Source organism: Pseudomonas sp. CGJS7, assembly GCF_036961695.1.
In genome coordinates this window covers 1-11,530 of record NZ_JBAMDI010000099.1, presented here as the reverse complement: position 1 = coordinate 11,530, position 11,530 = coordinate 1, and the positions used below count along the sequence as shown (strand labels likewise).

The window sequence follows — 11,530 nt, the reverse complement described above, 5'->3', positions numbered from 1 at the left end:
GCCGCCGCATCGATTGGTGCGGCACTACGCATATAGCTATGCGACAACCATTTGCAGAGGGACCTGGTTCCGCTTTTGTCGACAGCGGATGAGTTCGTGTCTGGATCCAACAACAATTCAAGGAAGTGGTTCATGCCTCGCCTTCTGGCGCCTTTTACAGCGCTGGCCGCTGCGCTGCCTTTGTTGGTCAATGCGCAGCAATCGCCCGTCACGCCGCAACCAATTATCGAACAACAACGCCAGCAAGAGCGCGAACGCGCCTTGCGCGAGCAGAACGAGCGCGCGGTCGACGAGCGCGCCCAACCCGCGCCGCCGGCGCCGACGCAGAAGATTCCAGGTTCCGAATCGCCGTGTTTTCGCATCGATCGGGTGGCGCTGACTGGCGAGCATGCCGAGCGGTTCCAATGGGCGGTCGAGGATCTGTCGGGCCCAGGCGGCGATGATTCGCCGATCGGCCGTTGTTTGGGCACCGAAGGCGTCAATGTCGTGATCGCGCGCGCGCAGCAGCGCGTGATCGAACGCGGCTGGGTCACCACGCGCGTGCTTGCCGCCGCACAGGATTTGTCCCAGGGAACGCTGACCTTGACCTTGATTCCCGGGCGGATCGCGGCGATCCGTTTGAAGGACGGGTCGACCGTGCCCTTGCTCGGGGCAAAGGCCTTGTTGGCCAGCGCGATACCGGCGCGGGCAGGGGATCTGTTGAACCTGCGCGACATCGAGCAAGGCCTGGAAAACCTCAAACGCGCCCCGACCGCCGACGCCGACATCCGGATCGAACCGTCCACCGCCGCCGACGCCAAGCCCGGCGACAGCGACTTGGTCGTGCAATACGTGCAATCGCGCAAATGGCGCCTGACCCTCAGCGCCGACGACAGCGGCACCGATTCCACCGGCCGCAATCAAGGCGGCGTCACCGCTTCGCTGGACAATCCGTTCGGGCTCAACGATCTGCTGTACGTCAGCTACAACCACGCCATCGCCAGTCCGTTGTTGCATAGCGGCGATCGCGGCAACGAAAGCACGACCGCGCATTACTCGTTGCCCTATGGTTACTGGGCGCTGAGCTTCAACGGCTCGCGCAGCGAGTATCACCAAAGCGTCGCCGGCTTGAACGAAACCTATGTGTATTCGGGCAAGAGCGGCAACGGCGAGGCCAAGCTGTCGCGGTTGCTGTATCGCGATCAGCACCGCAAGACCGCGATGGCGGTGAAGGCGTTCCGGCGCACTTCGCGCAATTACGTCGACGACACCGAGATCCAGGTGCAGCGGCGGGTGGTCGGCGGCTGGGAAGCCAGCCTCAATCACAAGGAATTCATCGGCAAGGCGACTTTGGAAGCGACCGTGGCCTACAAGCGCGGCACCGGCGCGTTCGGTTCGATGCAGGCGCCGGAGGAGCCGTTCGGCGAAGGCAGTTCGCGGTTCAAGCTGATTACCGCCGAGCTCAATTTCAGTGCGCCGTTCAAGTTGAAGCTCGGCGTCGGCGAGCAAGGATTCCGTTATGTCGGTCTGCTGCGCGGGCAATGGAACCGCACGCCGCTGACGCCGCAGGATCGCTTCGCCATCGGCGGGCGCTATTCGGTGCGCGGTTTCGACGGCGAGACCAGTCTGCTCGCCGACCGCGGCTGGCTGATCCGCAACGATCTGGGCTGGGCCTTGCCGCAAGGCGGCGCGGAGCTGTATCTGGGCGTGGACTACGGCCGGGTCGGCGGGCGTTCGGCGGCCGAGTTGATCGGCGATGAGCTGGCCGGCGGCGCGCTCGGTCTGCGCGGCAATGTCGGCCGCTTGAGTTACGACTTGTTCGCCGGCGCGCCGATCTACAAACCGCGCGGTTACCGGACCGCGGACGTCACTTTCGGATTCAGTCTGCTCGCCAGTTTCTGAGCGAACCGGTCTCGAAAGCTGCGCGAAAAAAAGGGCCGCGATGCGGCCCTTTTTCTTGCGACTTCGCCAGCGCATCGGCAAATTACTTCGCGGTCTTTTCCTCGGCCTTGTCCGACGCGCCCGGCGCGGGCGCGGCCGCCGGCGCATTCGCGTCGGCCGGCTTCGGCGCCGTCCACAGCTTGGCTTGCGCCGGGCCGTTCATCATCTGCCCGTACACCAGCGGGATCGGCGGGCCGCCGTAGCTCAGGAATTGGTCGTGGAACGCCTTCCAGCCGGCGCGGCCGCCGTGGTTGGCGGTCCAGTCCTGGCGCAACTGCATGATCATCAGCTTGCCCAGCGTGTAGTTCAGATACGCCGGATCGTAGGTGCCGCGCGCGGCTTGCTGGCGCGCGTTGCCCGGATCCTGGAACGCCTTGTCCTTGAACATCTGCTCGGACTGGGCCACGGTCATGCCGCCGGTGTGCAGGCCGATCGCCGACAGATAGCGCACGTTGCGCAGCAGCGCGTTGGTGAGCTGGCCGATGTGCACTTCCGGGGTGGCGCCGTCCAGGCCGGCGTCGAACATCATTTCCTCGGTGTAGTGGGCCCAGCCTTCGGCGTAGGCGTAACCGACGAACAACTGGGCGAACTTCCACTGCGAGCGGTTGGCGTGCAGGAATTGCAGGAAGTGGCCCGGCCAGACTTCATGCGCCGAGGTGAACAGCAGATCGGTCTTGCCCGGCACGTACGCGTCCTGCTCGGCCTTGGGCCAGCTCGGATCGGGCGGGGCGATGTAGTACACCGAGGGCAGGTTCTTCTCGTACGGCCCGGGGATTTCGATGTAGGCGAAGTTGTTGCGGTTGAACGGCGGCGCTTCCTCGACCTTGGCTTCCTCGGTGCCCGGGATGGAGACCAGATCCTTGTCGACCAGGAACTGACGCAACCCGACCAGTTGCGCGCGCGCGCCTTCCACCGCGCCGCCGACCGGCTTGTCGGCGTTGGATTTTTCGATGCATTGGTTGAGCGAACGGCCCGGGGCGAATTGATCGCAGGCGGACTTCAGCGCGGCCAGATTGCGGGCCAGATCGGCTTCGCCGGCGGCCTTGAGCTGATCCAGCGGCACGTCCACGCCTTCGGTGGCCTTGAGCATCTTGGCGAACTTGTCCGCGCCCAGGGCGAAGTCCTGGGTCGCCTGCGGCTTTTGCGCCTTGAGGTACTCGGCCAGTCCGCGCATGGACTCGATCGCCTTGGCGTTGGAGGCCTTGAACTTGGCTTGCAGCGCTTCGTCCTTGACCTCGGCGAAGGCCTTGGGCACGTCCTTGTCGAAGAACTCGGCCAGACCGCCGAAGATCATCGTGCCCAGGTCGATATAGCTCGCCGGCAGCGGGCCCTTGAGGTTGCCGCGGATTTGTTCGGCGGCCTTGGGCAGGTTTTCCTGATAGCTCACGAACGCGGCCATGCGTTGCGGCAGCGGCGCGTAGGGACGGGTGAGGTACATGCTCGGCGACAGATCGCCGGCGTAGAAGGCCGGGTTCTTGGCGGCGAAGCCGGATTCTTCCAGCCAGAACAACTGGCCGTCGATCACCGCGCGGACGTAGTCGCGCTGATAGCGCTGCGGCGCGTCCAGGCGGTCGTCGCCGAACGCGGCGACCGCGTCGCGCTGCTGGTGCAGCCACTGGATGTTGCGTTGCAGCCCTTCGGGCGAGAAGTCGGTGATCTTGCCGTCGTATTCGTGCTTGCCGGCGCTGGCGGCGGAGACCGGGAAATGTTCGAAATAACCTTGCAGGAAGCCGTCGACGGCGGCGTTCCATTCCGCGCCGGCGGCGGGCTTGGCGGCGGCCGGCGCGGTCGCGTCGGCGGCGGGCGGGGCGGTTTCGGATTTGCAGCCGGCGATCAGCGCGGCGGCGATGCAGGCGGACAGGGACAGCAGACGCAGGCTGGATCGCATTGCAGGGGTCTCCGGGTGGCCAGAACGGACGCGGCGGACGGGCCGCGCGGGCGGGGCGTTACGGCCGACCATCCTGTGCGCTCGTACGGGGCTTGCACAGTGACTTTCGGCATGTGTCGCCGCTATGTCGCCGGCGCGGTCACGGCCGCTCGCCGCCGCAGCGGCGGGCGTCGAGCTCGATCCGCTCGCGCTCGGCCGCGCTGAGCAGGTCGTGGCCGGCCGCGGGCAGTCGGCGGCGACGCACGCCGTCCAGGTAGGCGCGCACGATCTGGCGCTCCTCCGGCGCGATCAGCGGCGCGGTCGAGCTGAGTTGTACCGCCTGCGCCGCGAACGCTTGCGCCTGCGCGGCATCGCAGGTCCGCAGCGCGTACAGGCTGCGGTAGATCAGCGACCGGGTCAGGAACACGCTGCGGTTCTGGAAGTCGACCAGCGCGCCCTGGCCGGCGCCGCCGGCGTCGATGAAGGCGCGCTCGCGCTCGATCAGGCGGGCGAAGCCGGCGTCGGCGAGCGCGTCGCGGCCTTGGCGGAAGCTCAGCTTGGCCTGCAGGTAGTCGATGTCCTGCAGCCGGTAGTTGCCGGCGCCGAACAGGGCGATGGTTTCCGCGCGCAGGTCGGCGAGCACGCGCGCGGCTTCGGGCAGGTGCGCGGGCGCGCCGCGGTCGAGCAGGTACTGGACCAGCAAGTCGCGTTCGGTCATTGCCGGCAGGCCGGCGCGGGTCTCCTCGACGATGGTGTCGCGCAACGTGGTCAGGCCTTCTTCGATTTCCTGCGCGCTCGGCGCGTCGACCCCGTACAGCAACAACAGCGCGAAGTTGTACCGCGCCGCGCCGCGTATCTCGCTGCCCGGCGGCATGCGCCGGTCGAGCAGGCGCACCGCGCTGCGTTGCAGTTCGATCGCTTCGGGGCGGTCGCGCGCGATCGCCCAGGCGCTGCTGGCCAGCGCCGAGGCGTACTGCGGGTTGTCGCGGCCGTAGGCTTCGCGCATCGTCGCCAGCGCCGCGGCGACGTCGCGCTGGGACAGCCCCGAATCGGGAAAGATGCTCAGCCGCAGCTTGGCGTAGGCGGTCTTGGGATGCGCGGCGCCTAGCGTGCGGGTGCGGTTGCGCACCAGTTCGCGCGCCAGCTCGCGCGCGCTCAGGTTCGGCTGCAGCTGCACGATCCGCATCAGCACTTCCAGCGCATCGTCGGCCAGCACCGGATTGAGCGTGCGCACCAGGGCGATGGCCCGGCGCGCGTCGGCTTCCGCCGCTGCGGCGCGGAACAGCCGGTAGCGCAGGCCGGCGCGGCGGATCAGCGCCTGCGCCAGCAGTTCCTCGTGGCCGCGTCCCAGTCGCTCGGCTTCGGCGACCACCCGGTCGGCGGTGACCAGCGCGTCCGGCGGATGGCCCAGATACCACTGCGCCAGCGCCATCTGCGCGCCGATGGTCACCCGCGAGGTGCGCGCGACTTCGTCGTTGCGCTGGCCGAGTTCATCGAGCTGCACGCGCGCCACTTGCAAGGCCTCGGCGTAGCGCGCCTGGGTGATCAGCAGGGACAAGCGGGTCGAGGCGAGGAAACCGTCGCGGTCCTCGCGGTCGCCGAGGGTGCGTTCGGCTTCGGCGACCAGCGCGTCGGCGCGTCGGTAGTCGCCCATCAGCGCGTAGCTGCGCGCCAGCGTGCCGAGGCTGCGCGCCTGCAGGCCGGGCTGGTCGTCCAGGCGCATCGCGCGCAGTTCGCGTTCGGTGCGTTCCAGCAGCGCGCGCGAGGAGAACGGCGCGCTGCCCAGGCCGCTCTGGGTGGCGCTGCCCAAGGTGCTGGCGAACAAGCGGCCGACCGCCTGACTGGCGCGGGCTTCGCGCTGGGCGCGCTGGTGTTGCCAGCCGATCGCGGCGAGGCCGACGGCCACCACCAGCGCCAGCGACACGAACAACATCGACGCGACCCGATTGCGCCGCCGCCACTGGCCGACGCGCTCGCGCCAGCCGGCGCGGCGCGCGCCGACCGGCCGGTGTTCGCGCCAGGCGCGCAGGTCGCGGGCGAATTCGGCGACGCTGGGATAGCGGTCCTGCGGCTTGTGCGCCACCGCCTTGAGCGCGACCGCGGCGAGGTCGCCGCCGACTACGCGCTGCAGCGCGGCGATGTCGGTCAGCCCGCGGCGTCGGGCGAGTTCGTCGTCGGCGTCGTCGAGCAACTGATCCATCGGCTCCGGCGCGGCGCCGACCGCGATCGGCAGCAACTCGCGCAGGCCGTGCAGCCGGGTCGGCCATTGCCCGCACAGCAGCCGGTAACTGAGCACGCCGAGCATGTACAGGTCGGTGGCCGGGCCCTGGATGCCGTGCTGGCGCGCTTCCGGCGCGGCGTAGTCGGGGGTGATCGCCAGGTGCGCGTCGGCGCCGGCCTCGCCGCCGAAGCGGGTGGAGATGCCGAAGTCGAGCAGCTGCACCCGGCCGTCGGCGGTCACCAGCAGGTTGGAGGGCTTGATGTCGCGATGCAGGATGCCTTGCGCATGCGCGTAGGCGAGCGCGTCGCAGGCCTGCGCCAGCAATTCGGCGCGGGCGCCGACGTCGAGCCCGCGGCGGTCGCACCAGGCGTCGATCGGCTCGCCTTCGACCCGCCGCATCGCGAACCAGGGCCGGCCGTCGGCGTCGATGCCGCCGTCGATCACGCCGGCGATGCCGGGATGGTCCAGGCGCGCGAGCAGGTTGCGCTCTTCGCGGAACGCCACGGCCAGCTCCGGCGAATCCAGCTCGCTGCGGATGCACTTGAGCGCGACTTGCTGCTGGTACTGGCCGTCGTCGCGGTGGGCCGCATAGACCGTGCCCATGCCGCCGCGGCCGAGGATGCGGTCGATGCGCCACACGCCGAAGCGTTCGCCGACGCGGCGCTCGTCGCGCTCGTCCTCTTCGGCGTCGCGCTCGATCGCGCTGGCGGTGCGCGCGCCGTCGCCGCCGGCGTCGTCGCGGTTCTGATGGGCGGCGACGATCTGCGCCGGCGAGCGGTCGAGCACGCCGGCGTCTTCGTCCAGGTCCGAATCGAGCAGGTCGCGCAGCGCGGCGTGCAGTTCCGGATCGCTCGCCGCCAGCGCCGCCAGCTTGCGCGTGCGTTCGGCCGCGGGCAGGTCGACGTAGGCGTCGAACAGGGCCAGGGCGCGGGCGAGGGCGTCGCTCATCGGTTGGCGCCCGCGCCGTCGACGCGGGCGCCGTGCGTGCCAGGGGCGCGCGCGTGCGCGCAGCGACGCGGCAATCGGGCGACGCCCGGGGCAATGAGTTTTTCCACTGTCAGGACCTGATAGTCGCCCTGCACGGCCGAGCTGAACGGCGCCCGCGCCGGCAACCAGCCGTGGCGCAGGTTGCGGGCGAGCCCGTCGATCTCGGTCTTGAGCGTGTTGCCGATGCGGATAGTCACCTGGGTCGCCCGGTCCATGAAGGCGCGAGCTTCAGCGTCGCGACAGGACTGGAACGCGTACCGGCTGCGGTAGGCCAGCGCGATCGCCTTGATGACATCGCGGCGCTCTTGCGCAACGCCCGAACTGAGCGGCGTCGCGGCGATGCTGTCGAGCAACGCCGCGAATTCGCCGTCGGCTTGCGCGGGCTGTCCCTGGCGGTAACGCACGACCGCGCTGAACAAACGCAGTTCCTGCCAGGAGGTATCGCCGGGCTGGTAGTAGTCCGGCGCGGTGCGCAGCGCCGCGTCGATGACCTCCCGCGCCTGCTGCAATCGAGAGTCTCCGCCGAACATGGCCAGAAACATGCTCAGCACCAGCCGCTGACGCTGGACGGGCAGGCCGAGCCGAAGGAGTTCGGCGATGTTCAGGCGCTGAAGTTGCACGGCCTCGTTGTACTCGGATTCGCTGATCACACCCTCGCCCTGCAGCGCCATGGCCAGACTTTCGCGTACGGTCAGCAGTATGTCGTTGCTGGCGCGCGCACGTTCCGCCGTCGCCAGCGCTTCGCGTTGCATGCGCAGCTCTTCGCCGCGGTCGCGCGCGACCATCCAGGCCAACTGCGCCGACGCCAGCGCATAGACAGGATGATCGCGGCCGTAACCGGCCTCGATCCGCGCGAGCATCTGCAACGCCTCCTCGCGCGGCACATGCGGAGAGCGGCTCATCGCATACTGGACTTCGGCCAGGGCGGTCTGCGGATGATCCGCGCCCAAGTGGCGCCGGCGCTCGTCGAGCAGCTCGCGCGCGGTGGCGGCGAAGGTCGGACTGACGCGCAACCGCTGCACTTCGACCAGCCGCTCCAACGCGTCGTCGGCCAGCACCGGATCCAGCGGTCGCGCCAACGCCACCGCGCGTTGCGCGTCGGCTTCGGCCTGCGGCAGCCGCCCCAGGCCGCGCAGGAAGTCCGTGCGCAGAATCAGCGCGTAGGCGACCAAGTCTGCCTGCGCCGGCCGCAACGAGCCGGCCAGTTCCAGCAGCGCGTCGGCGCGCGCCAGCGCCTGCCGGGGCCGGCCCGCATCCCACAGCGCGCGAGCTTGCTCGCTGCCGATCGCGATGCGCGCTTCCATGGCGGTCGCATCGTCGCGCTGGTCCAGTTGCCGCAGGCGCTGTTGCGCCAACGCCTGCACCTGGTCATAGCGCGCGGCACGATTGAGCATCGCCAACTGGGTTGCGGCGATGAATCCGTCTTCGTCGCTGCCGGCGGCGCTGTCGGCCAGACTCTGGGCTTGCGCGGCCAGAGCCGCGGAGTGGCGATAGTCGCCGATCTTGGCGTAGCCGCGCGCCAGCGTCGCCAGCGCGTGCGCGCGCACGCCGGGCTGGTCGGCCAGCGGCAGCGCGCGCAGTTCGCGTTCGGTTCGTTCCAGCAGCGCGCGCGAGGAAAAACGCCCGCTGCCCAGGCCGGACAGGGTGGCCGCGCCGAGGGTGGAGCCGAACAGCCGCCCGACTTGCTCGCCGGCTTCGGCCTGAGCCAGCACCTGGTGATGCTGCCACCACAGCGTGCCGGCGCCGGCGAACGTGGCCGCCAGCACGGTCGCGCTCAGCGCGGTGGCGGCGCGGTTGCGCCGCATCCACTTGCGCGTGCGCGACAGCCAGTTGCCCGGCCGCACCCGCACCGGCCGGCCCTGGCGCCAGCGGCGCAACTCGTCGGCGTATTCGGCGATGCTGGGATAACGGTCCTCGGCGCGCGCGGCCACCGCCTTGAGCGCCACTGCGGACAGGTCGCCGCGCAGCCGCCGCGCCAGCGCCGCCGCGTCGGCGGCGCCGCGGGCGCGGGCGCTGGCGTCGTCGGTGTCTTCGGCCAACTGCGTCATTGGCAGCGCCACGCCCGAATCCGAGCCGTGCAGCAACGGGCGCAGGCCGTGCAGCGGTGTCGGCCATTGTCCGCACAGCAGGCGATAGGTCAGCACGCCGAGCGCGTACAGATCGGTGGCCGGCCCCTGCGCGCCGTGCGCCTGCGCTTCCGACGCGGCGTAGTGCGGGGTCGGCGCGGCCAGTTCGGACGGCGCTTCGCGCAAGCGTCCGATCTGCGCGGAAATGCCGAAGTCCAGCAACTGCGCGCGGCCGTCGGCGGTGACCAGCACGTTGGAGGGCTTGAGGTCGCGGTGCAGCACGCCCTGGGCATGCGCGTAGGCGACGGCGTCGCAGACTTGCAGCAGCAGATCGACGCGCGCGCCGACGTTGAGGCCGCGCGCATCGCAGTAAGCGTCGATCGGTTCGCCTTCGACGTAGCGCAAGGCGAACCACGGGCGGCCGTCGCCGTCGACGCCGCCGTCGACCAGCGCGGCGATGCCGGCATGGTCCAGGCGCGCCAGCAGGCTGCGTTCCTCGCGCAGCGCCGCCAGCGATTGCGGCGAATCCAGTTCGGCGCGGATGCACTTGAGCGCGACGCGCTGCTGGTACTGGCCGTCGTCGCGATGCGCCTGGTAGACCGTGCCCATGCCGCCGCGGCCGACGATGCGGTCGATCCGCCATGCGCCCAGGCGCGCGCCGATGCGCAAGTCGGCGGAGCGATCGGCGTCAGGATCGGCGTCAGGATCGGCGGCGTCGCCGGCAGGCGTCGGCGCGTCGGCGTCGCGTTGGCGCTGCTGCGAGAGGATCCGCGCCGGCGAGCGGTCGAGCACGCCGCAGTCGTCGTCGGCATCGGCCTGAAGCAGGGCGCACAGTGCGGTGTGGGTGTCCGGTTCGGTCGCGGCCAGCGCCGCCAATCGGCGATCGCGCTGGTCGACGGGCAGTTCGACGAATTCGTCGAACAACTGCAAGGCGCGTGCGGAAGCGGCGTTCATGCGCGCGATCGGGCGCGGCGGGCGAGACGGCGGGACCGGCCGCTCAGGCGGCGTCGTCCTCGCCGTCCAGGTCCGGCGTGGTTTTCAGGTGGGCGGCCAGGAACGCGCGCGCCTTGCGCCAGTCGCGGCGGATGGTGCGGTCGGTCAGCCCCAGCACTTCGCCGATCTCGATATCGCTCATGCCGGCGAAGTAACGCATTTCCACCAATTGGGTCAGGCGCGGCTCGACCGCGCTGAGCGCTTCCAGCGCGCGGTCGATCGCCAGCAACTGGTCCAGGTCCGGATCGTAGGACGGCTCGTAATTCGGATCGGCCTTGTCGGCCAGATAGCTTTCCTCGTACTTGAGCCGCTTGAGCCGGCGCACTTCGTCCAGCAGCGCGTAGCGCATCGCCTGCGACAGCACTGCGAGCAAGTGCTGGCGATTGTTGAGGGTCAGCTTGTTCTGATTGAGGCGCAGCCAGGTGCGGTTGATCAGCGAAGTCGGCGAACGTTTGTTGCCGCGCCGCCAGCGGCGGCGGATCTGCAGCGAGGCGGCCTCGTGCAGGTCGCGGTAGAGCAGGGTGTAGACGCGGTCCCAGGCGCCGGGCTGGCCGTTCTGCGCGGCCACGATGAGCTGGGTCACCGAATCGAGCGTCGCTTCGGGAAACTCGAACTCGTCCGGAGCCGGCGGTTTCGCGAGCGGGTCGTGCGAGGGGCTTTCTTGGGTCATGTCCGGTTTCAGCTTCGGCAGGACGATGGGATTTTCGTTAGCCCGACTTCTTAATGACTGGCGTTCAAGCCCGCACAGGAATACGCCAAACACGTGCGGTTGTCGATAACGATTTATCCGAAAAGCGGGCTGCGGGTATAGCTTTTGGTCGTGTATGCGAAGCCATGCTCACCGTTCGGCGTATTCGATGCTGGCGCCATACGTTTGATCCGCACATCGGATGCACGCATTGGTTCTGATTAAAACGCCGGTTTAGGCGGAAGCGGTCCGCGAATAATGTATACCCGGGCGATGCGGCGGTCCCGATCGATGCGATGGGTGCGCTGTGCGCGGATCGGGTCGCGCCGCGATGCGCCGCTGGTCAGCCGGCGCCGACGCGGTCGGCGATGGCCCAGCGCAGCCGGGCCAGGTCGGCTGCGGCCAGCCGCTGCGCCCGACGCGCTTCGTCTTCGTCGCAAGCGCGAAAATACAGCTTCGAATTGGGCTGGGCCTGGGCCAGTCGCGGCAGGTCGGCGGCGATGACGTGGCCCAGGCGCGGGTAGCCGCCGACGGTCTGCGCATCGGCCAGCAAGACGATCGGGCGGCCGTCGGAGGGCAGTTGGATGGTGCCCGGCGCGACCGGTTCGGACACGCCACTGGCGCCCATGCCACCGGTGTCGAGCGGATCGCCGCTCAGGCGCAGGCCTTGGCGGTTGCTGGCCGGGTCGACCCGCCAGCCGCTTTCGCCGAAACGCGCCGCGGCCTGGGCCAGATCGGCGGCCTGGGTGGGGCGGTAGCGGATCGGCGCTTGCGGGTCGAGACCGAAG

General features: G+C 69.6%; 5 protein-coding genes and 1 pseudogene. 1 reads left to right on the top strand and 5 read right to left on the bottom strand.

Annotated elements, in window-relative coordinates; all coding sequences use genetic code 11:
• Positions 1–132 precede the first annotated feature (132 nt).
• Positions 133–1,881 carry a ShlB/FhaC/HecB family hemolysin secretion/activation protein gene (locus V7787_RS38480; protein ID WP_336092802.1) on the top strand — a complete coding sequence of 583 codons (1,749 nt, stop codon included), beginning with the start codon at positions 133–135 and terminating at the stop codon, positions 1,879–1,881.
• 82 nt (positions 1,882–1,963) lie between these two features.
• Here the strand turns inward: V7787_RS38480 and V7787_RS38475 are convergent, their stop codons facing one another.
• The 5 genes and pseudogenes from V7787_RS38475 to V7787_RS38455 all read right to left on the bottom strand — a co-directional run.
• Positions 1,964–3,808 (bottom strand): DUF885 domain-containing protein, encoded by a 1,845-nt coding sequence (locus tag V7787_RS38475; RefSeq protein WP_336092801.1) that lies wholly within the window; start codon positions 3,806–3,808, stop codon positions 1,964–1,966.
• Between the two features lie 139 nt (positions 3,809–3,947).
• On the bottom strand, positions 3,948–6,956 hold the full coding sequence (locus V7787_RS38470; RefSeq protein ID WP_336092800.1) for a serine/threonine-protein kinase: 3,009 nt from the start codon (positions 6,954–6,956) through the stop codon (positions 3,948–3,950).
• Positions 6,953–10,015 (bottom strand): serine/threonine-protein kinase, encoded by a 3,063-nt coding sequence (locus V7787_RS38465; RefSeq protein WP_336092799.1) that lies wholly within the window; start codon positions 10,013–10,015, stop codon positions 6,953–6,955. Before V7787_RS38465 ends, V7787_RS38470 begins: the two co-directional genes overlap by 4 nt.
• Before the next feature lie 43 nt (positions 10,016–10,058).
• Positions 10,059–10,724 (bottom strand): ECF-type sigma factor, encoded by a 666-nt coding sequence (locus V7787_RS38460; RefSeq protein WP_336092798.1) that lies wholly within the window; start codon positions 10,722–10,724, stop codon positions 10,059–10,061.
• Positions 10,725–11,085: 361 nt separating this feature from the next.
• Positions 11,086–11,530, bottom strand: a pseudogene (locus V7787_RS38455) (hypothetical protein); the annotation flags it as partial.

Bases quoted from the DNA above. Each gene is read 5' to 3' on its own strand.
- V7787_RS38480 (WP_336092802.1), top strand. From the start codon at position 133: ATGCCTCGCCTTCTGGCGCCTTTTACAGCGCTGGCCGCTGCGCTGCCT.
- V7787_RS38475 (WP_336092801.1), bottom strand. From the start codon at position 3,808: ATGCGATCCAGCCTGCGTCTGCTGTCCCTGTCCGCCTGCATCGCCGCC.
- V7787_RS38470 (WP_336092800.1), bottom strand. From the start codon at position 6,956: ATGAGCGACGCCCTCGCCCGCGCCCTGGCCCTGTTCGACGCCTACGTC.
- V7787_RS38465 (WP_336092799.1), bottom strand. From the start codon at position 10,015: ATGAACGCCGCTTCCGCACGCGCCTTGCAGTTGTTCGACGAATTCGTC.
- V7787_RS38460 (WP_336092798.1), bottom strand. From the start codon at position 10,724: ATGACCCAAGAAAGCCCCTCGCACGACCCGCTCGCGAAACCGCCGGCT.